The sequence below is a fragment of the Enterobacter sp. 186315 genome (assembly GCF_053290175.1).
Genome location: NZ_JBPTTK010000005.1, coordinates 133,854 through 160,266, shown reverse-complemented (window position 1 = coordinate 160,266; position 26,413 = coordinate 133,854). Strand labels below are relative to the sequence as shown.

23 protein-coding genes and 1 pseudogene are annotated in these 26,413 nt (G+C 57.8%); 7 read left to right on the top strand and 17 right to left on the bottom strand.

Annotated features, from left to right (window positions below):
* Window positions 1-106: 106 nt before the first annotated feature.
* The 9 genes from recC to rppH all read right to left on the bottom strand — a co-directional run bounded on the left by recC (window position 107) and on the right by rppH (window position 10,065).
* The gene (recC, locus tag ACSVHP_RS08105; RefSeq protein ID WP_447551583.1) at window positions 107-3,481 is read right to left on the bottom strand and encodes an exodeoxyribonuclease V subunit gamma; all 3,375 of its coding nucleotides are present in this window, start codon (window positions 3,479-3,481) and stop codon (window positions 107-109) included.
* 12 nt (window positions 3,482-3,493) lie between these two features.
* The gene (locus tag ACSVHP_RS08100; protein WP_447551581.1) at window positions 3,494-3,817 is read right to left on the bottom strand and encodes a prepilin-type N-terminal cleavage/methylation domain-containing protein; all 324 of its coding nucleotides are present in this window, start codon (window positions 3,815-3,817) and stop codon (window positions 3,494-3,496) included.
* Window positions 3,802-4,206, bottom strand: coding sequence for a DUF2509 family protein (locus ACSVHP_RS08095; protein WP_447551580.1), 405 nt, complete (start codon window positions 4,204-4,206; stop codon window positions 3,802-3,804). The genes ACSVHP_RS08100 and ACSVHP_RS08095 overlap by 16 nt, the downstream gene beginning before the upstream one ends.
* Window positions 4,203-4,763: a prepilin peptidase-dependent protein gene (locus tag ACSVHP_RS08090; RefSeq protein ID WP_447551579.1), complete on the bottom strand. Its 561-nt coding sequence runs from the start codon at window positions 4,761-4,763 to the stop codon at window positions 4,203-4,205. Before ACSVHP_RS08090 ends, ACSVHP_RS08095 begins: the two co-directional genes overlap by 4 nt.
* Window positions 4,754-5,209: a prepilin peptidase-dependent protein gene (locus ACSVHP_RS08085; protein WP_447551578.1), complete on the bottom strand. Its 456-nt coding sequence runs from the start codon at window positions 5,207-5,209 to the stop codon at window positions 4,754-4,756. The genes ACSVHP_RS08090 and ACSVHP_RS08085 overlap by 10 nt, the downstream gene beginning before the upstream one ends.
* 184 nt (window positions 5,210-5,393) lie before the next feature.
* Window positions 5,394-6,188 carry a thymidylate synthase gene (gene thyA / locus ACSVHP_RS08080; protein ID WP_234670993.1) on the bottom strand — a complete coding sequence of 265 codons (795 nt, stop codon included), beginning with the start codon at window positions 6,186-6,188 and terminating at the stop codon, window positions 5,394-5,396.
* Between the two features lie 6 nt (window positions 6,189-6,194).
* Window positions 6,195-7,070 (bottom strand): prolipoprotein diacylglyceryl transferase, encoded by an 876-nt coding sequence (gene lgt, locus ACSVHP_RS08075; protein ID WP_234670992.1) that lies wholly within the window; start codon window positions 7,068-7,070, stop codon window positions 6,195-6,197.
* Between the two features lie 205 nt (window positions 7,071-7,275).
* Window positions 7,276-9,522: a phosphoenolpyruvate--protein phosphotransferase gene (gene ptsP / locus ACSVHP_RS08070; protein ID WP_234670989.1), complete on the bottom strand. Its 2,247-nt coding sequence runs from the start codon at window positions 9,520-9,522 to the stop codon at window positions 7,276-7,278.
* Window positions 9,523-9,534: 12 nt separating this feature from the next.
* Window positions 9,535-10,065 (bottom strand): RNA pyrophosphohydrolase, encoded by a 531-nt coding sequence (gene rppH, locus ACSVHP_RS08065; RefSeq protein WP_014071600.1) that lies wholly within the window; start codon window positions 10,063-10,065, stop codon window positions 9,535-9,537.
* 442 nt (window positions 10,066-10,507) lie between these two features.
* Between rppH and ACSVHP_RS08060 the strand changes: the two are divergent.
* The 4 genes and pseudogenes from ACSVHP_RS08060 to ACSVHP_RS08045 form a co-directional block, all read left to right on the top strand.
* Window positions 10,508-10,594: pseudogene (locus tag ACSVHP_RS08060) on the top strand (hypothetical protein); the annotation flags it as partial.
* 154 nt (window positions 10,595-10,748) lie between these two features.
* Window positions 10,749-11,441 (top strand): DNA mismatch repair endonuclease MutH, encoded by a 693-nt coding sequence (gene mutH / locus ACSVHP_RS08055; RefSeq protein WP_234670987.1) that lies wholly within the window; start codon window positions 10,749-10,751, stop codon window positions 11,439-11,441.
* A gap of 129 nt (window positions 11,442-11,570) precedes the next feature.
* A complete protein-coding gene (locus ACSVHP_RS08050) occupies window positions 11,571-11,789 on the top strand; it encodes a YgdI/YgdR family lipoprotein (protein ID WP_234670985.1) in 219 nt (72 codons plus the stop codon).
* Window positions 11,790-11,913: 124 nt separating this feature from the next.
* Entirely contained in the window at window positions 11,914-12,954 is a 1,041-nt protein-coding gene (locus tag ACSVHP_RS08045; RefSeq protein ID WP_447551577.1) for an NADP(H)-dependent aldo-keto reductase, read from the top strand.
* A gap of 83 nt (window positions 12,955-13,037) precedes the next feature.
* On the opposite strand, the gene lplT is transcribed toward ACSVHP_RS08045, so the two are convergent.
* Entirely contained in the window at window positions 13,038-14,231 is a 1,194-nt protein-coding gene (lplT, locus tag ACSVHP_RS08040; protein ID WP_447551576.1) for a lysophospholipid transporter LplT, read from the bottom strand.
* Window positions 14,224-16,383: a bifunctional acyl-ACP--phospholipid O-acyltransferase/long-chain-fatty-acid--ACP ligase gene (gene aas / locus ACSVHP_RS08035; RefSeq protein ID WP_447551575.1), complete on the bottom strand. Its 2,160-nt coding sequence runs from the start codon at window positions 16,381-16,383 to the stop codon at window positions 14,224-14,226. Before aas ends, lplT begins: the two co-directional genes overlap by 8 nt.
* Before the next feature lie 621 nt (window positions 16,384-17,004).
* Here aas and galR point away from each other — a divergent pair.
* Window positions 17,005-18,021: an HTH-type transcriptional regulator GalR gene (galR, locus tag ACSVHP_RS08030; protein WP_234670943.1), complete on the top strand. Its 1,017-nt coding sequence runs from the start codon at window positions 17,005-17,007 to the stop codon at window positions 18,019-18,021.
* Here galR and ACSVHP_RS08025 read toward each other — a convergent pair.
* The 4 genes from ACSVHP_RS08025 to ACSVHP_RS08010 all read right to left on the bottom strand — a co-directional run bounded on the left by ACSVHP_RS08025 (window position 17,982) and on the right by ACSVHP_RS08010 (window position 22,064).
* On the bottom strand, window positions 17,982-18,458 hold the full coding sequence (locus tag ACSVHP_RS08025) for a GNAT family N-acetyltransferase (RefSeq protein WP_447551573.1): 477 nt from the start codon (window positions 18,456-18,458) through the stop codon (window positions 17,982-17,984). The genes galR and ACSVHP_RS08025 overlap by 40 nt on opposite strands.
* Window positions 18,455-19,228 carry a GntR family transcriptional regulator gene (locus ACSVHP_RS08020; protein WP_234670939.1) on the bottom strand — a complete coding sequence of 258 codons (774 nt, stop codon included), beginning with the start codon at window positions 19,226-19,228 and terminating at the stop codon, window positions 18,455-18,457. The genes ACSVHP_RS08025 and ACSVHP_RS08020 overlap by 4 nt, the downstream gene beginning before the upstream one ends.
* Window positions 19,229-19,303: 75 nt before the next feature.
* A complete protein-coding gene (locus ACSVHP_RS08015) occupies window positions 19,304-20,731 on the bottom strand; it encodes a glycoside hydrolase family 1 protein (protein WP_447551571.1) in 1,428 nt (475 codons plus the stop codon).
* Between the two features lie 7 nt (window positions 20,732-20,738).
* Window positions 20,739-22,064, bottom strand: a complete 1,326-nt coding sequence (locus tag ACSVHP_RS08010) for a PTS sugar transporter subunit IIC (protein WP_447551569.1) — start codon at window positions 22,062-22,064, stop codon at window positions 20,739-20,741.
* Between the two features lie 297 nt (window positions 22,065-22,361).
* On the opposite strand from ACSVHP_RS08010, the gene ACSVHP_RS08005 reads away from it, so the two are divergent.
* Window positions 22,362-23,378: a LacI family DNA-binding transcriptional regulator gene (locus tag ACSVHP_RS08005; protein ID WP_234670925.1), complete on the top strand. Its 1,017-nt coding sequence runs from the start codon at window positions 22,362-22,364 to the stop codon at window positions 23,376-23,378.
* On the opposite strand, the gene lysA is transcribed toward ACSVHP_RS08005, so the two are convergent.
* Complete coding sequence (gene lysA, locus ACSVHP_RS08000; protein WP_417314194.1) at window positions 23,370-24,632, bottom strand: diaminopimelate decarboxylase; 1,263 nt, start codon at window positions 24,630-24,632, stop codon at window positions 23,370-23,372. The two genes, ACSVHP_RS08005 and lysA, sit on opposite strands and share 9 nt — an antisense overlap.
* 121 nt (window positions 24,633-24,753) lie before the next feature.
* Here lysA and ACSVHP_RS07995 point away from each other — a divergent pair, with 121 nt between their 5' ends.
* Complete coding sequence (locus ACSVHP_RS07995; RefSeq protein WP_234670920.1) at window positions 24,754-25,680, top strand: LysR family transcriptional regulator; 927 nt, start codon at window positions 24,754-24,756, stop codon at window positions 25,678-25,680.
* On the opposite strand, the gene ACSVHP_RS07990 is transcribed toward ACSVHP_RS07995, so the two are convergent.
* The gene (locus ACSVHP_RS07990; protein WP_447551567.1) at window positions 25,675-26,367 is read right to left on the bottom strand and encodes an aspartate/glutamate racemase; all 693 of its coding nucleotides are present in this window, start codon (window positions 26,365-26,367) and stop codon (window positions 25,675-25,677) included. The genes ACSVHP_RS07995 and ACSVHP_RS07990 overlap by 6 nt on opposite strands.
* Between the last annotated feature and the right edge of the window lie 46 nt (window positions 26,368-26,413).

Below are 26,413 nucleotides of genomic sequence, written 5' to 3'. Positions count from 1 at the left end.
AAACTGTGTGCTGGACGCGCCAGCATCTCTTTCTTTGGTACATCAGTCCGTGATAAGCAGTGCATAATAATTGAACACCAAAATATGCGCAATTTTTATACAGACATCAGGACTGATTAAATCTGAACAACGGTAACAGGTAGCGTTGTGCTTCTACCGTGATAGCGGTGAAGTATTCTGGCTCAAGCGTTCGCCATAAACGTTGATACCAGACATCTTCCCCTTCGCCGCGCACTATCATGTTCCCTTCATAGGCCTGTACAAACTTGCTGCGCGCTTTTTGCAGCGTGGCGTCGTCAGTTAACATCGCATCATTCTGCGCGTCATAACAGGCTTTTATCCATGCCCCCCCACTTTCCGGGAGGAGCAGCAACGGTTTGTTCATCCCTTTCAGATAGCCATCAACGTAGAGTGACAGATATCCCCGCGCCTGTTCGGCATCCATCGACGGGAAGCGCCATTCGCCGTCTTTACGCACAAATAACCGGCTCTCCCCTTCGTTGCCGCCTGCACAGTAGACAAGGTGTTCGAGCCAGAGTTGCAAACCTTGTGAAACGCTGAGCATCGACGGTCGCCAGCGCAGCAGTCCATCTTCCTGCACCTGCGAAAGCCAGCCCGTCAGGTGGACACCGTTGCAGTCGAGATCGATCTCAATGCTTTTGCCCGGCTGACGGCATTCAATGACCCGCCCGGCAAGCGCCGTCATCTCCTGGCACTGCGCATCCCAGGTGATTTCGCCAAAGGCGCCATACGGCAGCAAGCCTGCCGCGCGATAGCGGCGGAAAAGCATACTGGCATCTTCCTGTTCAACCAGCGCGTTGAGCAGCTGCATATTGAGCTTGTAGCGTTCAAGCCCGTCCAGCGTAAACGGCTCTGAGTCAGGTATTTCGCTCTCTTCGGATCGGAAATTGACCTGTAGGCGCTGCTGGAAAAATGCCCGTACCGGATGTGCCCAAAAGCGCTGAAGCTGTTCAAAAGTCAGCGTATCGTAAGTGCGCGCCTCCAGCTCCTGCATAAAATCGGAGTGCGCGGCCCCCTCTTTCTTCGCCGCGGGCAGCCATTCACGGGCATAGCTTTGATGTTCGGTATCGGCATAGTTCACCGGGTCGAACGGCATTCGGGTGTGGCAGCAGGTGATATGGTCTTTAACCCGCTGCTCGGACTCATCGCAGTTAAGAAGCTCATCGCCGGGCAGATAGTGGCTCTGCCCGATATAGTCCACCAGCTCCTGCACCAGCACGGAGGGGAAGCGTTCGCTGTTGTCCTGAATAGAGCGACCGATATAGCTGATATAGAGCTTGCTCTGGGCTGAAATCAGCGCCTCCAGGAACAGATATCGGTCGTCATCACGACGGCTGCGATCCCCGCGTTTTGGCTGAGCGCTCATCAGGTCAAAACCAAGCGGTGCCAGCGCGCGCGGGTAAACGCCATCGTTCATGCCAAGCAGACAGACCACTTTGAACGGAATAGAACGCATGGGCATCAGGGTACAAATATTGACCGGCCCCGCGAGGAAGCGCTGGCTGATACGCTCCTGATCGAGTCTCAGGGTCAGTTCGTCGCGCAAAAGCGACAGCGGAACCTCGTCGGTATAGTGCGAGCCTACGCCTTCATCCACAATGGCCTGCCACTGCTTTTCAATCAGCGCCATCGCGGCTTCTGTTTCACTGTCCGGCAGGAAAAAGTCATTGAGCATTTCGCGGCAGACGGGCAGCCACGCCTCAAGCGGACGCGGCTGCATCAGCTCGCGCCGCCAGCGGTTAAGCTGCATGAGCAACGAGGCGAGATGGCCCACCAGTTCAGCAATTAAGCCGCTGGACTCGTCATAAGGCAGCACCTCATTCCATTCGCCCTGACTGCTTTCCATGGCGTAGCCCAGCAGCATACGCGTCAGGCCAAACTGCCAGGTGTGCTGCCCCGTAGGCGGAAGTTCGAACTCCTGCACGTTGTCGTCATCAATACCCCAGCGCACGCCGGACTCGTTAACCCACTGGCGCAGGTAGCGCAGCCCCTCTTCGTTGATATCAAATCGCGCGGCAAGGACCGGGACATCCAGCAGAGCCAGTACGTCTTCAGAGATAAAGCGGCTGTCCGGCAGGGAGAGCAGGCTGACAAAAGCCTGTAACGCCGGGTGAGACTGGCGTGCACGACGGTCGGAAATGGCATACGGCAGATAACGATCCCCCGTTGCGCTACCGAACACCGCCTGGATAAACGGGCTATAGCTGTCGATATCCGCAACCATCACCACAATATCGCGCGGCGTCAGGCCCGGATCGTCCTGCAACATCGCCAGCAGGCGGTCGTGGAGGATCTCAACCTCACGCTGCGGGCTGTGGCAGACGTGAATAATCACGCTGCGATCGTCCGGATCCAGCCTCCTTTTACCGTCGCTACATTCAAATTCTTTGGCCGTCACGCCCATCACCGCACGGTTTTCCAGATCCAGAATATCCAGCTGAATGTTGTGCAGCAGGCTGTCAGGCGTAATTTCGGCAAACGCGTCCACGTCCCCTTCGCCTGAGGAGGTGATATCCGAGAGCATATGGATATAGTCGCGCCCGAGCTTGCCCCAGGAGGCCAGCAGCGGGTTCGGCAGATCCTGGATCCCCTGTTCATCGAAAAGCTGCGCGGCGGTTTCGCTGTCTTTAAACAGCGGCACGGAGCGCTCTTCAAAGAGGCGTTTTCGCTGGCGCGTCACCAGCCGTGAAAGCCAGCGCGCATCCTGAATATCCCCCCAGTAATGTCGGCAGGGATTGGTAAAAAGAATGTGGATATCAATATGTTTGCCCAGCGCTTCCAGCGCCTTCAGGTAAACAGGGGGCAGCGCAGAGATGCCGCAGATAAAGACGCGCGGCGGCAACCCTGCCGGTGTTTCAGAGGCGGTTTCCAGAACAGAGATGAATTTGTCGTATAAGTTTGCACGGTGCCACTGCGGCTGCCCCAGCGCTTCGGTGTGCTCAACCAGCGCTTTCCACAGCGGCGCCTGCCAAATTTGCGCTTCCGGCAGGCCTTCAACAAGCTCGCCCGCCTCCCAGCGCGTTAGCCAGTCAGGCCGATAAACCAGATACTGGTCATAGAGATCGGCGGTACGTGACGCCAGCTGGAACAGCTTTCGTTTGTCGCTATCGTCATTTAGGTAGTGGCGCAGCATGGCGAACTCATCGCGCGGGAGCATACCCGGCAGCAGCGACATCAGCTTCCAGCTCATGCTCTGCTTGTTGAACGCGCTCTGCTTAGGAATGTCCGGCAGCACGCGCACAAACATGTCCCAGATAAAGCTCGCGGGCAGCGGGAACGCGATATTCGCTGCGATGCCAAACTTCTGCGACAGGGACATTTGCAGCCACTGCGCCATACCGGTACTTTGCACCAGCACCATTTCTGGCTCAAAAGGATCGCTAAGACGCTCTCGCTCAACGATAAATTCCATCAGCGCTTCCAGCACGTCCAGACGATTTGAGTGGTAGACCCGTAACATAAACGCTCCCGACTAGCGGCTAACCGGGCAGTGCAAACGAGCGATCTCGCCGCGCTGCCCCAGAGGAGAAATAATAATAACCGTGATGCTGACACATCCGGCCTGCATTGTCTGCACCCTGTTGACCTGCCAGCCCGCTGGCAATGACCCGGGGTCGAGCTGAGACTGATTCCACGCGTGGTGCCACAGCTGACGAGACTGGTTTAGCGTGGTGGAACGTAGCGCCAGCGCGCGGTAATAACCGGAAAGCGCCGTCACGATGGCCACCAGCAGCACCATCGCCAGCAGCACCTCCACCAGGCTAAACCCTTGTTCTCTTTTCACGGCAGCAGACATAACGCATTTTCCTTTAGCGGGCAGAAATCGCTCCAGCCATGGGGCGAGAAGTGAAGTTCCCCCTCGGTAATATGTCCCGTGCGCCACAGCAGCAGGTCGTTGCGCCCGGCTATCAGCAGCGCTTTTCCCTCTTCCAGCAGCCGTAGGCAGACCCGCGACAGCGGCGTGAATTGCCTGCACTGGATATTAGGCTTTAGCGACCAGCGCTGAACTTTGCCCCACTCCAGGGCGGACTGGACAGCGGCCTGTTCCACAATGGCGGAACGCTCGCTCCTGACCAGGGCGCTAAAGGTGTCGAGCTGCTGGTTAAGCCCGGTTAACAGCATACTGCCGAGCACCAGCAACAGCAGAACCATCGCGAGTGACGACATGCCGCGCTGCCGGTTCACAGGTTAAACCCCGTTACCGAATGGCGAGCCGCATAAGTGGCCGCACTCTCGGCATTGCGTGCGGCAGCCAGCTCGATGAACAGTTCCGGGGCAAAGCCCGGACGTTCTGATTTGCTCACAGCAAAGCGCTGCACAACAAGCCTGTCGGGATCGGTGAGTTTCTCCCACCCTTTTCCCTCGCAGGAGGTCGCCCCGCGCAGCAACTCCAGCGAGCCTGACGCCAGGCGAAGGCCGGTGCTGTCGTTTTCCGACGCCGATGCGTCCCACAGGCCATTGCTGTTTGCATCCCAACGTACTATTACGCAGCTTCCCTCTCTGCCAATCAGCAGTCCTTCTCCCTGGCAGCTACCTGCACAGTATCCGGCGCGCTGGAGCTGCTTACCCAGAGAGAAAAGGCGCTGCCAGACCTCCTCTTCCAGCTCCTGGTTTCCGGACAGCACGAGCACGGAGCGCTGCATCGCGGGCAAAAAGCGCGAGGTGCTTAGCAATAAAATGCTGCCAATCACCATAGCTATCAGCACCTCGATCAGCGAAAAACCCCTCTGTTTTAGCGGCACAGGTTACCTCCTGCGGTATTGCACACTCTGATACGTCCGGCGTTTGAAACCACCACCAGCCACTCTCCGGCGCGGCTATGCACCCGCACCCTGCCAGCCCATGCGGTATCCCGTAGCCCGTAAAATCCGAGCGACGGGGTGACATCACTGACGGTGACCTCTGGCCAAAGCGGTTTCATGACGAAACGGCTGTTCGCCCGACAGTTCAGCGCCGTAGAGCTAACAAGGCATCCCTCTTCCAGCCAGGCAATTTTATGGTCCCGGTTATGCCTGTTGGCATCGTTACGCAGGAACACCAGGTAATCGCGCACCTGGCAGGCGGTTTGCCGTAAACGCTGCTGCTGTTGCCAGCGGTTCCAGCTATACAGCCCTGTCGTGCCAAGAATGACTACCAGTGAAATAGCCACCAGCGTTTCAACGAGCGTAAAGCCTCTCTCTTTTTTCATGGCCGGAGTGTGACGAAGTGAAGCGGGGCTGGCGAGTCAGAAAACGACATCTTACGAGGCGCCTTCCAGTGAAAGTGCGTCGTTGCACAGCGTTGCAAAAATGCTGGAAACAGGCTCGATAAACGGAACGGAGGGCAAAAAAAACCGGCGCTAAGAAGCACCGGTTATGTCAGGATTTCGCGTATCAGATAGCGACTGGCGCTTTGATACCCGGATGCGGGTCGTAACCCTCGATCTCAAAATCGTCAAAACGATAATCGAAGATAGAGTCCGGTTTGCGTTTAATAACCAGCTTCGGCAAGGCGCGAGGTTCGCGGGTCAGCTGAAGGTGCGTCTGTTCCATGTGGTTGCTGTAAAGGTGGGTGTCGCCACCCGTCCAGACGAAATCGCCCACGTCCAGATCGCACTGCTGCGCCATCATATGTACCAGCAGCGCGTAGCTGGCGATGTTAAACGGCAGGCCCAGGAAGACATCGCAGGAACGCTGATAGAGCTGGCAGGAGAGTTTGCCGTCCGCAACGTAGAACTGGAAGAAGGCATGGCACGGCGCCAGCGCCATCTTATCCAGTTCACCGACGTTCCACGCTGAAACGATGATACGGCGAGAGTCCGGATCATTTTTCAGCTGGTTTACCACGGTCGTGATTTGATCGATATGACGACCGTCTGGCGTTGGCCACGCACGCCATTGCTTACCGTAAACCGGGCCCAGATTGCCGTTTTCATCTGCCCACTCGTCCCAGATAGAGACATTGTTTTCATGCAGATACGCGACGTTAGTATCACCTTGCAGGAACCAGAGCAGTTCATGAATGATCGAGCGCAAATGGCAGCGCTTTGTTGTCACCAGAGGGAAGCCTTCTTGCAGATTGAAGCGCATCTGGTGGCCAAAAATGGAGAGCGTACCCGTACCGGTACGGTCGTTTTTCGGCGTGCCCTCATCGAGCACTTTTTTCATCAGTTCAAGATACTGTTTCATGGTTCCTCAGGAAAGTTGTTGCTGTGGACGACGACGATACGCCCAAATCATCATAATGGCACCCGCGACAATCATCGGGATAGACAGGATCTGCCCCATGCTGATGTACTGAACCCACTCGCCGGTAAACTGCGCATCCGGCTGACGGAAGAACTCAACGATGATACGGAACGCACCGTAGCCGATCAGGAACAGACCGGATACCGCCCCCATTGGGCGTGGCTTGCGGATAAACAGATTCAGGATGATGAACAGCACGACGCCTTCCAGTGCCAGCTCATAAAGCTGGGACATGTGGCGCGGCAGTACGCCGTAGGTGTCGAAAATCGACTGCCATTCCGGGTGAGAAGGCAGCAGCGCCAGATCTTCCGCGCGGGAGCCTGGGAAGAGCATGGTAAATGACACGCTCGGATCAACGCGTCCCCACAGTTCGCCGTTGATAAAGTTACCCAGACGCCCGGCACCCAGCCCGAACGGGATCAGCGGCGCAATGAAATCAGCCACCTGGAAGAAGTTGCGTTTAGTGCGTTTGGCGAAAATCACCATCACCAGGATCACACCAATCAGGCCGCCGTGGAAGGACATGCCGCCGTCCCAGACGCGGAACAGATAGAGCGGATCGCTCAAGAAGACAGGGAAGTTGTAGAACAGCACGTAGCCAATACGACCGCCGAGGAATACGCCGAGGAAGCCTGCATACAGCAGGTTTTCCACTTCGTTCTTCGTCCAGCCGCTGCCAGGACGACTGGCACGACGACCAGCAAGCCACATGGCAAAGATGAAGCCCACCAGATACATCAAACCGTACCAGTGAAGCGCAACGGGTCCAATAGAGAAAATGACCGGATCAAATTCCGGAAAATGCAGATAACCACTGTTCATCTGTCACCACAAGATGTTGTTATTCCGCTGAAAGTGGACAGCGGGAGACATGCGTCCCTGCCGCTGGCAGGTGCTCCAAAGTTGCGAATCATAGCATAAGCCAGAAGCTGCGGGGGCGCCTGAGATGTAAAAGATGTGTATAAGGTTTTATGTGCGCGGATGCCCTCACCCCGGCCCTCTTCCAGAGAAAGAGGGCGAAAGGCGATTATCGACCACCGCGGATCAGGCCACCCATACCGCGTCGTTCCATAAACGCCGCGACCTGGTGACGAACCTCGGTTGCCAGCTGCGCCTCAAGACTTCGGGCCGCCAGCTCTCTGGCATCCTCAAAATCAATATGGCGCAACAGGTATTTAACACGCGCCACGGAGCGACCGTTCATCGACAGATGGCGGAATCCAAGACCGATAAGGATCGCAACGCACATGGAGTCCCCGGCCATTTCGCCGCACAGGCGGAGGTCTAAACCGTACTGGTCGGCTTCGCGGGCAATCATTGATAACGCGCGAAGCATGGCCGGATGCAGGCTGTCGTAGATGCTGGCGACGCGGGTGTTGTTGCGATCCACGGCCAGAATGTACTGCGTTAAATCGTTGGTGCCAACGGAGATAAAATCAACGCGATTCGCCAGCTGCGGCAGCATAAAGACCATCGACGGGACTTCGAGCATCACGCCGATACGCGGTTTAGGAATGGCGTAACCGATCATCTCTTCCACTTCGCGGCCCGCACGTTCAATCAGACGTCGCGCCTCATCGATCTCATCGATGCTGGTGACCATGGGCAGGAGAATGCTGAGGTTTCCGGTCGCCGCGTTGGCACGCAGCATAGCGCGAACCTGGATCAGGAAGATCTCAGGCTGATCGAGCGTAATGCGTATTCCACGCCAGCCGAGGCACGGATTCTCTTCGCTAATCGGCATATAGGGCAGCTGTTTGTCTGCCCCTACGTCCAGCGTGCGCAGCGTGACGGGCTTGTCGTTGAACATCTGCAACATGCCCTGATACTGGGCAACCTGCTCTTCCTCCGACGGGAAGCCGCTTTGCAGCATGAACGGAATTTCAGTGCGATAGAGGCCGATGCCGTCGATGCGGCTGCCGAGCTTTTCTTCGTGCTCGGGGCTTAAACCAGCGTTGAGCATCACTTTAACCCGCTCACCGCTTTTGAGCTGCGCGGGCAGATTAACGTCATCTTCCGCCAGCTTGCTGAGTTCATTCTCTTCGCTGATAAGACGCTGGTATTCCTGGAGCAATACCGGCTCCGGATCGACCAGCAGTTCACCGCGATAGCCGTCCACCACCAGAGTGCGGCGATGCAGCACCGACGGCTGGATATCCGCCCCCATAACCGTGGGGATCCCAAGCGCACGCACCATGATGGCGGCATGGGAGTTAGCCGCGCCGTCGCGCACCACCACACCGGCCAGTCTGTCCTGTGGAAGCTCTGCGAGCGTGGTTGCCGAAAGCTCATCGGCTACCAGCACAAAGCGTTTCGGCCAGGCGTTGGCCCCCTGAATGGTATCGTCGAGGTGGAACAGCAGACGCTGACCCAGCGCGCGAAGATCGCCTGCGCGCTCTTTCAGATAGCCATCGGTGAGCGCCGCAAACTGTTCGGCGAATTTTTCGATAACCTTTTTGACCGCCCATTCCGCTACCGCGCCTTTATCCACCTCTGCGAAGAGCTCACGGCGCAGACGCGCATCGGAGAGCAGGTGTGAATAGAGATCGAAAATGGCGGCAGTCTCTTTCTGCGCCCCCGCCGCGAAGCGCTTGCTGTAACGGCGAAACTCGTTTGCCGCCTCTTCCAGCGCAGCGGTAAGCCGCTCGCGCTCAAGCCCGGCATCCAGCGTTGAGGCTTCGTAGACTTGCTCCATCAGCGGCAGCGTGGCGTCCATCCAGCCCTCGGCGATGGCGACGCCCGGCGAGGCCGGAAGCGCGCGAATGCGCGTATGGCGATACTGACCAAACAGGGCGGCGAGCTGAGACTGCGAAAGGATGGCCGCCATCTGGGTTGCCAGCGTGACGAGGAAGGACTCTTCGCTTTCATCGAACTGGCGCAGCTCTCGCTGCTGGACGACCAGAACGCCTAAAAGCTGGCGGCGCTGAATAATCGGCACGCCGAGGAAGGCCCGGAAGCGCTCCTCTTTTACGTTAGGAATGTATTTAAAGCTGGGGTGTTTTTGCGCATCGGCAAGGTTGATAGGCTCGGCCAGCCGACCAACCAAGCCGACGATGCCTTCATCAAATGCGAGCGTTACGGTGCGTCCGCGTGGTTTTTTCAAACCACGGGTTGCCATCAGGTAATAGCAACGCCTGTCATGGTCGGCCAGATACACCGAGCAGACTTCGGTTTCCATCGCAAGACAGATGTCAGTCACCAGGATATTCAGCGCCTCGTTGAGGCGAGGCGCACTGGCTACTTTCTCGACTATTTCTCGCAAGCGGGTGAGCATGATTTGCGTTGCTTAACCTCTTTTACGTCGCCAGGCAGGTGCGCTTTGCGGCTTCGGAGGTGTTTCCTGAAGCGACATCACGACACTTGCGAACTCTTTCATCACCCTACGGTATACGTCGCGCTTAAACGACACGACCTGACGAACAGGATACCAATAGCTCACCCAGCGCCAGCCATCGAACTCAGGCGTACTGCTGGTTTGCATGTTGATATCTGAATCGTTGCCCACCAACTGCAACAGAAACCACTTCTGTTTCTGGCCGATACAAACCGGCTTTGTGTCCCAACGCACCAAACGTTTCGGTAACTTGTAACGCAACCAGTTGCGGGTTGAAGCCAGGATGCGAACATCTTTCCGGCTTAAACCGACCTCTTCAAACAGCTCCCGGTACATCGCTTGTTCTGGGGACTCTCCTGGATTGATCCCGCCTTGCGGGAACTGCCAGGAGTGCTGACCATATCGCCTGGCCCACATGACCTGACCTTGACGATTACAAATTACAATGCCGACGTTTGGGCGGTAGCCATCGTCATCTATCACCGGACTACCCCAAACTAAACCTTATATATGAATGATTGTTTCACACTCCAGGGAGGCGGTAAACCACTCTCTTACAGGCCTATAACCTAATAACATTTGAATAACTCACAAATATCAGTCGAGTTATAAACAGATGAGGGTCCGCAAAGGCAATTTTATTCACGTTTTCTGTGGATATAGTTGTGAAGAAGTGTGGAATTACCGATGAACAACCTTTGCGAGCGGTAAAATACCCTCGATAACACCAAAAAATAACTCTATATTAATCATAGCAATAATGCTGTTCGCACGACGTAAACTGCCAATAACGTGACGATCGTCACGCGAGAGATCGTCGAGCTGATGAAAGATCGAACAGCGTCGGTTTTATCCACAGATTGTGCCAATAAGTTAGACACAATTTGCGTAAAAATTCGATTTTCATCCCACGTCAAGGCTGTAAATTGAACCAGTAGTCGGGGTTATTCCCAGTTATCCCATTTTTCTGTGGATAACATGGTGTAAGATCCTGTTCATTGTCAGTGACCAGAATTGAACAACCTGGTTTTTACGGCATTTTGGATTCGATAAAAATGTTAAAATTACATATAAATCATATGGATGGAATATCTGTACAGAAATAGTTAAACTCTATCCACAGCGTATAAAAACTTAGCTCATTTTTTAACCAAAAGGTCATCTTCATGCATTCGCTTACGCCCCTGCTCTCTCCCCCATCCAGTGAGGAACAGCTGCTGCATCAGGCGCAGCGCCTGGCAGGTTATTCGCTGGGCGAGCTGGCGGCAATGGCTGGCCTGCCCATTCCGAACGATTTGAAACGCGATAAAGGCTGGATCGGCATGTTGCTGGAGCTGTGGTTAGGCGCGAGCGCGGGCAGTAAACCGGAGCAGGATTTCGCCGCGCTGGGCGTTGAGCTAAAAACGATCCCCATCGACAGCCAGGGTAAACCGCTGGAGACCACCTTTGTCTGCGTGGCACCGCTGACGGGCAATACCGGCGTGACCTGGGAAACCAGCCACGTGCGGCATAAGCTTAAGCGCGTGCTGTGGGTGCCGGTGGAGGGCGAGAGGCAGATCCCGCTGGCACAGCGCCGCGTGGGGGCACCGCTGCTCTGGAGTCCGGATGAAGAAGAGGATCGACAGCTTAGCCAGGACTGGGAAGAGTTAATGGATATGATTGTGCTGGGCCAGGTTGAACGTATTACCGCCCGCCACGGTGAAGTGTTGCAGATCCGCCCCAAAGCGGCCAACAGTAAGGCGCTGACGGAGGCCATTGGCGTGAAGGGTGAGCCAATCCTGACGCTGCCCCGTGGTTTTTACCTCAAAAAGAACTTTACCGGCGCCCTGCTGGCCCGACATTTCTTACTCAAAACCTAGTTTTTTAACCAAATTTGCGCAGTATCTAACATAATCACCTGGTTTTTAAGATTTTACCGCTTTCTCCTTTCGTTATAACAGGTTATTACTACACTATGATTGGATACGAGCCAGGTGAGGATGATAACGATGAAAAAATGGGCGGTGTTGATTTCTGCGGTCGGTTTAGCGTTTGCCGTGTCGGGCTGTAGTAGCGATTATGTCATGTCGACAAAGGATGGCAGGATGATCCTGACCGACGGCAAACCCGAAGTTGACGATGATACCGGGCTGGTAAGCTACCGCGACCAGCAGGGTAATAAAATGCAGATCAACCGCGACGAAGTTTCACAGATTATCGAACGATAAACAGATAAAGGTCAGTAGCTTGCTGGCCTTTTTGCTTTTTTCTCTTCCCCTTTTGCCTCCCCTCTGCCATGTTTATATTCCTTCGTCGGGGAGTTCCTGACGCCCATTGTAAAGGAAGCCGGCTATGCATTATCACCGTATCCCCCACAGCTCTCTGGAGATAAGCCAACTGGGGTTGGGCACGATGACATTTGGTGAACAAAACAGCGAAGCCGATGCCCATGCGCAACTCGATTACGCCGTCAGCCAGGGCATTAACCTGATTGACGTTGCAGAGATGTACCCTGTTCCGCCGCGCCCGGAGACACAAGGGTTAACCGAAACCTACGTCGGCAACTGGCTGGCGAAGCGCGGCAACCGTGAAAAGCTGATTGTTGCCTCGAAAGTCAGCGGCCCCGCGCGTAACAGCGACGCCGGGATCCGTCCGAACCAGGTGCTGGATCGTAAAAATATCCGCGCCGCGCTGGACGAGAGCCTCAAGCGACTGCAAACCGACTATCTCGACCTTTATCAGGTTCACTGGCCGCAGCGCCCGACCAACTGCTTCGGCAAGCTCGGCTACAGCTGGACGGATAGCGCCCCGGTGGTGACGCTGCTGGAAACGCTTGAAGCTCTGGCCGAGTGCCAGCGTGCGGGCAAAATTCGCTATATCGGCGTGTCGAACGAAACGGCGTTTGGCGTAATGCGCTATCTGCATCTGGCGGATAAGCACGATCTGCCGCGTATCGTCACCATTCAGAACCCTTACAGCCTGCTTAACCGCAGCTATGAAGTGGGCCTGGCAGAAGTGTCGCAGTATGAAGAGGTGGAATTACTGGCCTATTCCTGCCTGGGCTTTGGAACGCTGACCGGGAAATACCTGAACGGTGCGAAGCCTGCCGGCGCGCGCAACACGCTGTTCAGCCGCTTTACCCGCTACAGCGGCGAGCAGACGCAGAAGGCCGTTGCAGCCTATGTGGATATCGCGAAACGTCACGAGCTCGACCCTGCCCAGATGGCGCTGGCCTTTGTGCGCCGCCAGCCGTTCGTTGCCAGCACCCTGCTTGGCGCAACGACGATGGAACAGCTTAAGACCAACATCGAAAGCTTCCACCTGAACCTCAGCGAAGAGGTGCTGGCGGAGATTGAAGCGGTGCATCAGATTTATACTTATCCGGCACCATAATCGAGCATTGTTGCCCGGTGGCGCTGCGCTTACCGGGCCTACAGGTTCGAGAGGGCCGGGGTGAGGGCATCAGCCCGCACAGATCATCGCCGACGCTGCCAAATCCACAGCCCGGCGATCGCCAGCGCAAAGAGCGCGCCAAACCCCACGCCAATGCCCACGACCGGCACGCCCACTTTGACCGCCAGCGAGTAGAGCCCCAGCATCACCAGCATGGCGGTGTTCTCGCCCAGGTTTTGCACCGCGATGGCGTTCCCGGAGCCGACGGTCTGCTTGCCGCGATCCTGAAGCAGCGCGTTAAGCGGCACCACGAAGAATCCGCCGAGAATACCGATCAGGATCAGCAGCAAATAGGCCGGAAGCAGCGCGTGCTGCAAGGCGAAAAACAGCACCGCCACGCCAATCAAAATCCCCGCCGGCATGCAGCGCGCAATGGTGTCGAGCGTCACCAGCTTTGCCGCGGCCCCTGCGCCAGCGACAATCCCGATAGCGACCATCGCGTTAAGATAGGTTGGCGTGGCGTTATCGGTGATGCCGAGCGCGGTCGGCACCCACAGCACCAGCAGGAAACGCAGCGTCACGCCCGCCCCCCAGAACAGGCTGGTGCCCATCAGCGAAAAGCGGGTTTCCCCGTTGCGCCACAGCACGCGGCAGGCGTTGAAGAAGCTTCCGGTCATGGGGGTAAAGCGCCACGACTGCCCCGGGCGCGCCACGGCCAGCTTCGGAATAAACAGGTTGGCGATCACCGCCCCGCCGTACACCACGGCGCAAATGCCGAGCGCCGCCAGCACGTGCCAGTCGGCGAAAATGCCGCCCGCCACGGAGCCGAGCAGGATCGCCGCAATGGTGGATGACTCCATCAGGCCGTTGGCTTTGACCAGCTTATCCCCGGTGGTCAGCTCGCCCAGAATCCCGTACTTGGCCGGCGAGTAGGCCGCCGCGCCAATCCCCACCAGCGTATAGCCGATAAAGGGGTTAACGCCAAAGCAGATACTCGCCGCCCCCAGCAGCTTCAGGCTGTTGGCGAACATCATCACCCGGCCTTTCGGGAAACTGTCCGCCACCTGCCCGACGAAGGGGGCAAAAATGATGTAAGCGCCCACAAACACCATCTGGAGGATCGGCTGGCTCCAGTCGGGGTAGAACTCCGCTTTCAGCAGCGCCAGCGTGGCAAATAGCAGCGCGTTATCGCCAAACGCAGAGAGGAACTGGGCGGCAATCACCGCCATCATGCCTTTCGACCAGATTGAGGTGTTAGCGTGCGCTGACTTATGCATTTTTCTGTTCCGCCTCTTCGACCATGCTTTTCAGGGTAACGAAATCAGGTTTACCGCTGCCCAGCACCGGAAGCTGCTTCAGATAGCGAATATCGCGCGGCACGGCCAGCTCAGGAATGCCGTGCGAGCGCGCATGTTGCAATAGCTGCTCGCGCGTCAGCTCGCTGTCGGTAGTAAACAGCACCAGCGCTTCACCTTTGCTGGCGTCGCTTTTCACCGCCGTAGCGTGCATTTTCTCAGCAGATACCGCCGCGGCAAGCTGCTCGACCATCTCCAGCGACACCATCTCACCGGCAATCTTGGCGAAGCGTTTTGCGCGCCCCTGGATCTGCACAAAGCCCTGCTCGTCAAAGCGCACGATATCGCCCGTGTCGTACCAGCCGGTCTCGATTTCACCGTTAACGTTTTCAGCCGTTGGCGCTTCCAGCACGCCAGGGTGCTCCACGCGCAGATAGCCGTTCATCACGTTTGGCCCTTTGAGCTGCAAACGACCGCCCTCTTCGATGCCCGGCACCGCCATCAGGCGCGCGTCCATTCCCGGCAAAATACGGCCAACGGTGCCCGGTTTGGCCGCCATCGGCACGTTGATAGAGACCACCGGCGCACACTCCGTCACCCCGTAGCCTTCCAGAATGCGAATCCCAAACTTGTCCTGCCAGACCTGGCGGGTGCTGTCCTGAAGTTTTTCCGCGCCCGCGACCACGTAGCGCAGACGGTAGAAGTCATACGGGTTGGCGAAACGGGCATAGTGGCCGAGGAAGGTCGAGGTGCCGAACAGCACGGTGCAGTTACGGTCATAGACCAGCTCCGGCACCACGCGGTAGTGCAGCGGGCTTGGGTAGAGGAAAACCTCCGCGCCGGTCAGCAGCGGGGTAAACAGGCCAACGGTCAGGCCGAAGGAGTGGAACAGCGGCAGCGCGGACATAAAGCGATCGTTGGCCGTAAAGTCAGCGATAGTTTTGATCTGCTCGACGTTTGCCAGAATGCTCTTGTGGCTATGCACCACCCCTTTCGGGTTGCCTTCTGAACCGGAGGTAAAGAGGATAATCGCCGCATCTTCCGGCTGCTGTTTGACCTGCGCCAGACGCGGGGCCAGCAGGTGCGCGAAAATCCACAGCTTATCGGCGGCGGTCACGTCCGCTTTGAGATCTTCTAAAAATACCCAGCGCACCTGGGTCAGCTGTTCCGGCAGGTGCCACAGCTTGCCTTTATCGAGGAACTGGCGCGAGGTAAAGACGGTGTTGATTTGCGCGGCGGTGATGGCGCTGGTCAGCCCTTTGACGCCCGCCGTATAGTTCATCATCGCCGGAATACGCCCGCGCGACACGGCGCCGAAAATCACCGCCGCGCTGATCCCGGCGTTAGGCAACATCAGGCCAATCTTCTCGCCCTGCTTGCTGTACTTCTCAAGGATGCGCCCGACAAACAGCGTTTTGGTCAGCAGCTTGCGGTAGGTGTCCGGCGTGAAGTTGACGTCTTCAATGCAGTTTTTCTTCGCGCCGTAGCGGTACTGCGCCGACAGCAGCGATTCGTAGAGCGTTTCGCGCGGGCGGATCGCCATGCGCGCTTCCATCATGATCTGGTGCAGCATCTCCCCGGCGATTTTACGGCGATCGCGGGCGCGCGGCGCGTCCGGCATCGGCAGGGTCGTTGGCGGCAGAATATGCAGGGTAATTTTCGGGAACAGGCGCTGCTTCACCAGCCCCTTCAGGCGGCTGAAGTGGGTCAGCTCCGCCCCTTCAATGCGCAGGGGAACGACGGTGGCCTTTGATTTGGCGGCGACAAAGCCCGCGCCGTCGTAGATTTTCATCAGCGAGCCGGTCACCGAGATGCGCCCTTCCGGGAAGATCACCACCGGGCGCCCCTGCTCAATCAGGCGCACCAGATGCTTAATCATCATCGGTTTGGTCGGGTCGAGCGGCACAAAATCAATCAGCGGCGCCAGCCAGCGCATATACCACTGCTGGCTGATGGAGGTGTAGACCGCGAACACCGGACGCACGGGCAGAAACAGCGCCAGCAAAATGCCGTCTATAAAGGAAACGTGGTTCGGGGTGATAAGAACGCGTTCGCCGCTCAGGGCCCGGGTATCACCCGTGACGCGGATGCGAAAGAGAAGACGGAAAAGTGTACGGAAGAACCCAAAAAGCATTTCAACTCCCTTTGCCAGCCAGTGTGGGATAAACGTAAATGGTGGCAGATTACACGAGAAGTGCAGCAGGAGCGATAGCAAAAACCAGACGAAAAAAAACCTGCGCATCCGCGCAGGTTGGTGCAAGTGATGAGTACGAAATGCGTACTAAGAATTCTCACCAATCAATACCTCTGGGATCTTGATTGTGGCCGTTCGCTACAGGCTTCGCCAGCGGGAAAACGCAAGGGAATGAGCCGAAGTGCAACCAGGTGTGAATATTCTCTTTTGCTGTTACAGGTTGAACTTTAGGCAAAAAAAACCTGCGTATAAACGCAGGTTGGTGTAAATCGTGTTAATCAACCGGAGTTGATTTCACCTATCAATACCTCTGGGATCTCGACTCTATCAATCCCGCCCTTCTCTTCGCTATCGGACAATCGCAACAGCCTGAGGCAAAGTGTAACTAAAGGTTCGGATTGACATTATTCAGACACGCCTGAGCGTGTAACGATTACACGCGCGGGCCATGTGCTGCATCACGTTTGTCAGGTGTGAACAATCCCCGCCCCTTGAATGCGCGCTACTTTTCCGCAACACTAGTTCGTGTGTAAACGCTTACCCCCACTAAGAAGGTATTAAATGGCGACAATAAAGGATGTGGCTCGTCTGGCCGGTGTTTCCGTCGCGACGGTGTCGCGCGTGATTAACGACTCCCCTAAGGCCAGCGACGCATCACGCCAGGCAGTGCAAAGCGCCATGGAATCGCTCAATTACCACCCCAACGCCAACGCCCGCGCCCTCGCGCAGCAGTCGACCGAAACCGTGGGTCTGGTGGTGGGCGACGTGTCCGATCCCTTCTTCGGCGCGATGGTTAAAGCGGTGGAACAGGTGTCTTATCAGACCGGTAATTTCCTGCTGATCGGCAATGGCTATCATAACGAGCAAAAAGAGCGCCAGGCCATCGAACAGCTGATCCGCCACCGCTGCGCCGCGCTGGTGGTGCACGCCAAAATGCTGCCGGATGCCGAGCTTATCCATCTGATGAAGCAGATCCCCGGCATGGTGCTGATTAACCGCATTATTCCCGGCTACGAAAAGCGCTGCGTGGCGCTCGACGACCGCTACGGCGCGTGGCTTGCCACCCGTCACCTGATCCAGCAGGGCCATACCCGCATCGGCTACCTGTGCTCAAACCACCCGATTTCCGACGCCGAAGACCGTCTTCAGGGCTATTACGACGCGCTGCGGGAAAACAACCTGCCGTGCAACGATCGGCTAGTGGCCTACGGCGAGCCGGACGAAAGCGGCGGCGAGCAGGCCATGACCGAGCTGCTGGGACGCGGGCGCAATTTCACCGCCGTTGCCAGCTATAACGACTCGATGGCCGCCGGGGCAATGGGGGTGTTAAACGATAACGGGATTGAGGTGCCTGCGGAGATTTCGCTGATCGGTTTTGATGATGTGCTGGTGGCGCGCTACGTGCGCCCTCGCCTGACCACCGTGCGCTACCCTATCGTGACGATGGCCACCCAGGCGGCAGAGCTGGCGTTAGCGCTGGCGGATAAAAACCCGCCGCCGGACATTACGCACCTGTTCAGCCCGACGCTGGTGCGCCGTCACTCGGTGGTGCCACCCGCAGACGCCACCAGCGAATAACGGTACAGATGGACGGTTTTATCCGGGTATTCCAGCGCGTCGCCCACGTACTGCCAGCCGTAGCCTTCGTAGAAGTCGCGGCAGGCCGACCACAGATGCAGCTCGGTGTACCCGGCGCTTAGCGCATACGCCTGCACATGTTTTTGCAACTCCCCCGCCAGCCCTTTTCCGCGCGCGGCCTCATCGACGTACAGCGCCGCCAGCCACGGGCAGATGTCCTGACGCGAAATCAAATCACAGCGCCATAGCCCGACGGTGCCGAGCAGCCGGTCGCCCTTGACGGCAATAAAGGTGAGCGGCAGCGCGCCGGGCGTCTGGCTGTGGTCAACAATGCTCTGGAAAAAGGCGCGCGGCAGCCCGTCGCCAAAGGCCGTCCAGATCCAGTCAATAACCTTTTCCGCAAACTGCGGCGCGGCGTATAGCGGCAGGATGTTCACACCAGCTTCCCCTGAAAGACGGGAACGGACTCAAACAGATAACCGTCAAAGTCCGGCGCGTCTTCGTCGGACAGCTCAAGCAGGCTCTTTTTCACGTTTTCGAGATGCTGGAACATCGCCTGCCAGGCGCCCATCACGTCGCGACGACGCAGCGCGGCGAGAATGGTCTGGCGGTCGCCCAGCCATTTCAGGCGGTACGCGCGGCTGGCGATATGGACGTTAAACTGCTGCCACAGCGGGCTGCTGTCCATGTGGTGCCAGACGCTTTCGACGGTCGCCAGCAGCATCTGGTTTTGCGTAGCGCCCGCCAGCACCAGATGGAACATTTTGTTGTTGTCCTGGCTGTTGTCGTCGGCGGCAATCGCCCGCTGTTCCTGCTCGATGATGCGGCGCAGGTTGTCGATATCCGCGCGGGTCGCCATTTTGGCGGCAAAGGCGGCGATGTTGCTTTCCAGCAGCTGGCGCGCCTGCAAAATCTCAAACGGGCCCACGTCGCTGTTGAGAAAGCGCTCTTCCTCGTTTTCATGCTCTTCCGGGATGCGCATGACGTACACGCCCGATCCCTGACGGATATCCACCGTGCCCTGAAGCTCCAGCATCAGCAGCGCTTCACGCACGATGGTGCGGCTCACGCCGTAGGTTTCCGCGATGTTGCGCTCCGGCGGCAGGCGCGAGCCAACGGGATAATGTCCCTGGATAATTTGGGCGCGCAAATCCTCGCCAATTTCCTGGTACTGCTTCTTTTCCGGCAGGATGACAGCCTTATCCACGTTTTCACCTGTTTTTCAGTTAATGCGCAGGCCGGGGTCCTCCCGGCCAGTTTGTGCACTATTTTATCAGAAGGCTCACTTCCATTCATCGTCAACGCTGAGCGTCAGCACGCGTTCATCGCGCAGCTGCCTGAACCAGGCCGCCGATTTTTTGGGGCGTCGGGCGCGATTGTTTTCGAGATCGATCTCAATCAGCCCGTAGCGGTTTTTAAAAGCATTCATCGGCGATACGTTGTCGGTAAACGCCCACAGCATATAGCCGCGGCAGTTCGCCCCCTCCTCCCGCGCCAGCAGCGTGTAGTAGAGGTGCTCGCTGATAAAGTCGATGCGATAGGTGTCTTCAATCATCCCGTCGCGGTTGCGGAACTGCGCTTCGTTCTCGACGCCCATGCCGCTTTCCGCCACGAACCAGTCGATGTTGCGATAGTCGTTTTTAATCCGCATCGCCATGTCGTAGACGATGCGCGGGTAAATCTCCCAGCCGCGAGACTTATTCATCCGACGCCCCGGCAGTTCAAACGGCTCGTAGAAGTACGCCGGATGGAAAGGCGTGTCCGGGTGCCAGGCGCGGGACGGCGCTTTGACCCGGTGCGGGTAGTAAAGGTTGATCCCCAGCTCGTCGACGGTGTTGTCGGCGATCAGCGCCAGCTCGTCTTCGGTGTAGTCCCACTCAACCTGATGCTGCGCCAGCAGGGTAAACAGCTCCGGGGGATAGCGCCCGTGGACAAGCGGGTCGAGGAACACGCGGTTATAGAAGAGATCGTAAATTTCCGCCGCTTTGACGTCGTGCGGCGCGCGGGAGCGGGGATAGGTCACTTCCGGGTTGAGAATGCAGCCCACCGTTCCGCGATAGCCCTTCTCACGAAACAGCTTCACCAGCTTCGCGGTCGCCAGCACCTTGTGGTGGTTCCACTGCATCCAGGTGTGGGTGTTTTGCTCATACGGCCAGCGCAGCGCGTCCAGATAAACGCGGGTCTGCACCACAATCGGCTCGTTGAAGCTAAACCAGCGCGTCACCTTGCCGTGGTAGCGCTCGAAGACCTTTTCCGCGTAGCGCACGAACAGCTCGACCACGTGCTTCGACGCCCAGCCGCCGTAGGCGTCGAGCAGTACGCCCGGCAGCTCGTAGTGCTCCAGGCAGATCATCGGCTCGATGCCCTGACGGTGCATTTCGTCGAACAGGGCGTCGTAATAAGCGGCGTACTCTTCGTCCACCGTGACGTTTTCGTAGTCGGTTAAAAAGCGCGACCAGTTGATCGAGGTGCGGTAGTGGGTCAGCCCCGCCTGCTTCATCAGCGCCACGTCTTCCCGAAAGCGGTTGATGAAATCGGTCGCCACCGCCGGGCCGTAGCCCTCGTGCCATACGTGGCGGTCGTTTTTGTACCAGAGATCGAGCCACGAATCCTGCCCCGGCTTTTTGCCGCTCCAGCCTTCGGTCTGCCAGGCGGAGGCCGCCGCCCCCAGAATAAAATCGGGCGGAATGGTTATCTGCTTTGTGCTCATGAGTTCCTCACGCGTTGTTGGTGGCCTGTTGCAGCGCGGCCTGCTCTGCGCGGCGAGAAGCGATCTTCACAAACGGCAGATAGATAATGACCGAGGTGACGATACAGATTAGCTGCGTCACCACGGCGCCCATCGAACCGGCGGTGGAGAGCCAGGCGTTGATCAGCGGCGGCGTGGTCCAGGGCACCATCACGACCGCTTTGCCGGCGAACCCGGCGGCGGTAGCGAAGTAGCCGATGGAGCCGGTCACCAGCGGGGTGATAATGAACGGGATCGCCAGGATCGGGTTGAGCATGATCGGCATCCCAAATATCACCGGCTCGTTGATGTTAAACAGGCCCGGGCCGATGGAGAGCTTGGCGATTTCCTTCATCTCTTTGCGTTTGGTGGCGATCATCACCGCAATCAGCAGGCCGATGGTCAGCCCGGAACCGCCGATGCTCATGTACACGTCCCAGAACGGCATGGTGATGATGTTCGGCACCTCTTTGCCCTGCTCAAAGGCGCTCATGTTGACGGTAATCGCCCCCAGCAGCAGCGGCTCGCGGATAGGCTTGATCATCTGGTTGCCGTGAATACCGATCACCCAGAACAGCTGCGCCACGAACATCAGCAGCAGGATCCCCGGCAGGCTTTGCACCACGCGCTCCAGCGGCTGCTGCACCACCTGGTATACCGCATCGTAGAGGTACATCCCGGTTATCTGGTGGAAGACAAACCCGAAGGTGGCAATCACGGTGGTAGTGATGATCGCCGGGATCAGCGCCGAGAAGGACGCGGCCACGTTAGGCGGCACCGTGTCCGGCATTTTGATTTTCAGCCCCTTGCGGTTTTCCAGCCAGCAGTAAATCTCGACGGACAGAATGGCGATAAACATGCCGAGGAACAGGCTGCGGGTGTCGGAGAACTGGCGCAGCAGCACGTCTTTTACCACGTGCATTTCGCCGTCTACCAGCATCTCAACCGTGGTGGGGGTGACGCAGATAAAGCAGATCACCGCCAGCAGGCCGGGGAACAGCGACTTAATGCCGTTGATGCGCCCAAGCTCGATACCAATCAGGAACACCGCGCCGATGTTGAGAAAGTTAAGCGTGGCGTAGTTAATCGCGCTGGTTATTGGCTTTAGCGCGGCGAGGAAGGCCAGCGACTGAAAGCTCGCCAGCCCGTTTTTTGGATCCAGCACCATGTTGGAGATCAGCACCGAGAAGGCGCCCACGATGATGACCGGCATCAGAATAATAAAGGAGGACTTGATCGCCATGATGTAGCGATAGCTGTTGAATTTGGTGGCGAAACTGCCCAGAGCGTCGATCAGTTTTTCCTGCAATGCCATAGGGTAATACCTCAGTGAAGGGCTTTTATTGGAGTCGATCTACAGCCGCCTGTTATTGGCATACCAAAAATAGCTTTCAGATACAGATCGTTCTGTGATTAAGCTCCCAGTGTGGCAAGAGGTATTCCAAATCATGATTTATCACCACTTTGGTATGCCACTTGCTGCGTTTTATGCTGGTGCGCCGCACCGTTACCTGAAAGCGTGATCCTGATGGGGTTTTGCCCTCCCCGCTGCGCATAAGTGCCTGGATGTCTGTGATAAACTTCGAATGATTACGTTAAGCAGGAATTTCTAATGGCAACAATGCTGGATGTCTCATTACGCGCAGGGGTGTCGAAAGCCACCGTATCACGCGTGTTGAACGGCACAGGTCAGGTAAAAGAGAGCACGCGCAAGCAGGTGTTTAAGGCGATGGAAGAGCTGGGCTACCGGCCAAACTTTCTCGCGCGCTCGCTGGCGAACCAGACCAGCAACAGCATTGGTCTGGTGGTGTCGACGTTTGACGGTTTCTACTTTGGCCGCCTGTTGCAGCAGGCTTCCCGCCAGACGGAAACCCACGGCAAACAGCTGATCGTCACCGACGGACACGACGCCCCCGAGCAGGAAGAGATGGCGGTGCAGATGCTGGCCGACCGTAAATGCGACGCCATCGTGCTGTATACCCGCTACATGAGCGAAAAAACGATCATGAAGCTGATCCACTCCGTGCAAACCCCGCTGGTGATCATCAACCGCGAGGTGAGCCAGGCCGCGGATCGCTGCGTCTTTTTTGAACAGCAGGACGCCGCCTTCAAGGCCGTGGACTATCTGATTAGCCAGGGGCATCGGGAGATTGCCTGCATCACCGTGCCCATCCACACGCCGACCGGCAAGGCGCGCCTGATGGGCTACCGCAAGGCGCTGGAGAAGCACGGGATCGTCTGGGACGATCGCCGGGTGAAGTATGGCGACGCGGGCATGACGCGGGGTTATGAGCTGTGCCAGGAGTTTATCGCTGAAAAGGTGCCCTTCACCGCGCTGTTTGCCTGTAACGACGACATGGCGCTCGGGGCGTCGAAGGCGTTACATCAGGCCGGGCTGCGTATTCCGCAGGATATTTCGCTGTTTGGCTTTGACGATGCGCCCAGCGCGAAATGGCTGGAGCCGGGGCTCTCTTCCGTCTATTTGCCGATCGACAGCATGATCGTGACGGCTATCGATCAGGCGATCCGGCTGGCAAAAAACCAGCCGGTCGAAACGATCCCGCCCTTCACCGGCACGCTGGTATTGCGCGACTCGGTGACCACGGGGCCGTATTTCAACTCAAACTAGCTCCAGCGCGAGCAGCTCCTCGATGGTCTGGCGGCGGCGAATAAGCCGCGCCGCGCCGCGATCGAACAGCACTTCCGGCAGCAGCGGACGGCTGTTGTAGTTAGACGACATCGACGCCCCGTAGGCCCCGGTATCGTGCAGCACCAGATAATCACCCGGTTTCACCTCCGGCAGCGCGCGGGTTTCCACTTTGCCGCCCTCCTGCTGGGTGAACACGTCCCCGGATTCGCACAGCGGGCCTGCGACGACGGTCTCAATCAGCGGGGCGTGCGTCAGGTCGCGCCCGTCGCCCGCCAGCGCGCTAATGTGGTGATAGCTGCCGTACATGGCCGGGCGCATCAGATCGCTAAAGCCCGCGTCGATCAGCACAAAGTGGCGCGATCCCATCTCTTTTACGCTGCGCACCTGCGCCACCAGCACGCCGGATTCGGCGACCAGGAAGCGGCCCGGTTCGATCTCCAGCTTCACCGGATGCCCCAGATGGGCGGCGATTTTGTCGCGCGCGGCGCTCCACAGGCCGTAATAGTGATCGGTATCGATCGCCTCTTCCCCTTCGCGATACGGAACAGACAGCCCGCCACCGGCGGAGATCGCCTCCATATCCTGACCAAAGTCGATCACCTGACGCACCATCGCGCCGCACACCTGCTCCAGATGCCCGTAGTCCACGCCGGAGCCGATGTGCATATGAATGCCTACCAGCTTCAGGCTATAGCGCTGTAACACCTCAAGGGCGGCGGGCAGGTCGGCATACCAGATGCCATGCTTGCTGTTCTCACCGCCGGTATTGGTTTTTTGGCTGTGGCCGTGACCAAACCCGGGGTTAACGCGCAGCCAGACGCGGTGGCCCGGCGATACCTGGCCCAGCTGTTCCAGCATGTCCACGGAACCGGCGTTGACCGGAATATTCAGTTCGTGAACGCGCGCAAGCGTGGCGTCGTCAATCAGGTCGGCGGTAAAGACAATCGCATCGCTGTCGGCTTTGGGATCAAACCCGGCCACCAGCGCGCGTTCGATTTCCCCCAGAGACACGGAGTCCACCTTAACGCCCTGCTCGCGCATCAGGCGCAGGATATGAATATTCGAACACGCCTTCTGGGCAAAACGCACCACGTCAAACTGATGCAGCGCGGCGATCTTATCGCGAACGATCTGCGCGTCGTAAACCCACACCGGGCAGCCAAATTCGGCAGGCAGGCGCAGCAGGTTATCGGCGTTCAGGTCGGTGTCAGTCTGGTTCAGCGGGCGTGGCATGGTTTTCTCCGGGGCGTTAATTTTTTGATGATTACGCCACAGCCGCAGAAGAATAAAAAATATCGTTTTATGGCGAGTCTATGCAAAAATGATATGGCTTACTTTCACTGTCAGGTGCCCTATGCCCGCCGTTAACCTACGCCAGATCGAGATTTTTCACGCCGTGATGACTACCGGCAATCTCACCGAAGCCGCGAACATGCTGCACACCTCCCAGCCGACGGTGAGCCGCGAGCTGGCGCGTTTTGAAAAAGTGTTAGGGCTACGGCTGTTTGAAAGGGCCCGCGGCAGGCTGCACCCCACGGTGCAGGGGCTGCGCTTGTTCGAGGAGGTGCAGCGCTCCTGGTACGGCCTGGACCGGATCGTGAGCGCGGCGGAAAGCCTGCGGGAGTTTCGCCAGGGCGAGCTGTCCATCGTCTGCCTGCCGGTCTTTTCCCAGTCGTTCCTGCCGATGCTGCTCCAGCCTTTTCTGGCGCGCTATCCCGAGGTCAATCTCACCATCGTGCCGCAGGAGTCGCCGCTGCTGGAAGAGTGGCTCTCGGCGCAGCGCCACGATCTGGGGCTGACGGAAACCCTCGCCACGCCCGCCGGGACGACGCGTACGGAGCTGCTCTCGCTGGATGAAGTGTGCGTGTTGCCCGCCGGGCATCCGCTCGCCGCGAAAGCGGTGCTCACCCCGGCGGATTTCCACGGGGAAAATTACATCAGCCTGTCGCAGACCGACAGCTACCGTCAGCTGCTGGATTCACTCTTTGCCGAGCATCAGGTGAAACGCAGAATGGTGGTGGAAACCCACAGCGCTGCGTCCATTTGCGCGATGGTGCGCGCGGGCGTGGGCATTGCGGTGGTGAACCCGTTAACGGCGCTGGATTACGCCGAAAGCGGCATTGTTATCCGCCCTTTCAGCGTATCGGTTCCTTTCACCGTGAGCCTGATTCGCCCTCAGCATCGCCCGGCCTCAGCGCTGGTGGACGCCTTCAGCGAACATCTGCTGACCCACGCGCGTCAGGTGGCGCGGCGCTTGCCCGACCTGCAACAGCCTTTATGACAGCATAAACTCGACGGCGTCGGCGGCGTGAATGGCGGCGGTATCAAACACCGGGATCGGGCTGCGCTCAACGGGCACCAGCAAACCAATTTCCGTACAGCCGAAGATCACCCCTTCCGCCCCCTGCTGCGCGAGCTTCTCGATCACGCTGACGTACCAGGCGCGGGACGGCTCGCTGAAGGTGCCGAGACACAGCTCTTCAAAGATAATCTGGTTGATGCGCGCCCGGTCGGCTTCGTCCGGGATCAGGGTTTCAATGCCGAATTCGCTCGCCAGACGACCACGATAAAAGTCCTGCTCCATGGTGTAGCGGGTGCCGAGCAGCGCCACGCTTGACATGCCCGCCGCCGTAATCGCCCGCCCGGTGGCGTCGGCAATATGCAGGAAGGGTAACGCGCAGCGTGATTCAATGTGCGAGGCCACCTTGTGCATGGTGTTAGTACAGAGCAGAATGCCCTCCGCGCCAGCACGTTCCAGCCCGAGCGCGGCGTTCGCCAGTATCTCCCCGGCTTTATCCCACTCACCGCTTGCCTGGCAGGCTTCAATCTCGTGGAAGTCCACGCTGTGCAGCAGCAGGCTCGCGGAGTGCAGTCCACCGAGGCGGTGCTTTACCCCTTCGTTAATCAGGCGGTAATAAGGAATGGTTGATTCCCAGCTCATTCCACCCAACAGGCCAATCGTTTTCATGTTCTCTCCTTTACGTTTTCTCCAGTGAAGCAAACTTGTGATCCCG

Coding starts and splice junctions, on each gene's coding strand:
- recC (WP_447551583.1), bottom strand. CDS start 3,481: ATGTTACGGGTCTACCACTCAAATCGTCTGGACGTGCTGGAAGCGCTG.
- ACSVHP_RS08100 (WP_447551581.1), bottom strand. CDS start 3,817: ATGTCTGCTGCCGTGAAAAGAGAACAAGGGTTTAGCCTGGTGGAGGTG.
- ACSVHP_RS08085 (WP_447551578.1), bottom strand. CDS start 5,209: ATGAAAAAAGAGAGAGGCTTTACGCTCGTTGAAACGCTGGTGGCTATT.
- thyA (WP_234670993.1), bottom strand. CDS start 6,188: ATGAAACAGTATCTTGAACTGATGAAAAAAGTGCTCGATGAGGGCACG.
- lgt (WP_234670992.1), bottom strand. CDS start 7,070: ATGAACAGTGGTTATCTGCATTTTCCGGAATTTGATCCGGTCATTTTC.
- ptsP (WP_234670989.1), bottom strand. CDS start 9,522: ATGCTCACCCGCTTGCGAGAAATAGTCGAGAAAGTAGCCAGTGCGCCT.
- mutH (WP_234670987.1), top strand. CDS start 10,749: ATGCATTCGCTTACGCCCCTGCTCTCTCCCCCATCCAGTGAGGAACAG.
- ACSVHP_RS08050 (WP_234670985.1), top strand. CDS start 11,571: ATGAAAAAATGGGCGGTGTTGATTTCTGCGGTCGGTTTAGCGTTTGCC.
- ACSVHP_RS08045 (WP_447551577.1), top strand. CDS start 11,914: ATGCATTATCACCGTATCCCCCACAGCTCTCTGGAGATAAGCCAACTG.
- lplT (WP_447551576.1), bottom strand. CDS start 14,231: ATGCATAAGTCAGCGCACGCTAACACCTCAATCTGGTCGAAAGGCATG.
- aas (WP_447551575.1), bottom strand. CDS start 16,383: ATGCTTTTTGGGTTCTTCCGTACACTTTTCCGTCTTCTCTTTCGCATC.
- galR (WP_234670943.1), top strand. CDS start 17,005: ATGGCGACAATAAAGGATGTGGCTCGTCTGGCCGGTGTTTCCGTCGCG.
- ACSVHP_RS08015 (WP_447551571.1), bottom strand. CDS start 20,731: ATGAGCACAAAGCAGATAACCATTCCGCCCGATTTTATTCTGGGGGCG.
- ACSVHP_RS08010 (WP_447551569.1), bottom strand. CDS start 22,064: ATGGCATTGCAGGAAAAACTGATCGACGCTCTGGGCAGTTTCGCCACC.
- ACSVHP_RS08005 (WP_234670925.1), top strand. CDS start 22,362: ATGGCAACAATGCTGGATGTCTCATTACGCGCAGGGGTGTCGAAAGCC.
- lysA (WP_417314194.1), bottom strand. CDS start 24,632: ATGCCACGCCCGCTGAACCAGACTGACACCGACCTGAACGCCGATAAC.
- ACSVHP_RS07995 (WP_234670920.1), top strand. CDS start 24,754: ATGCCCGCCGTTAACCTACGCCAGATCGAGATTTTTCACGCCGTGATG.
- ACSVHP_RS07990 (WP_447551567.1), bottom strand. CDS start 26,367: ATGAAAACGATTGGCCTGTTGGGTGGAATGAGCTGGGAATCAACCATT.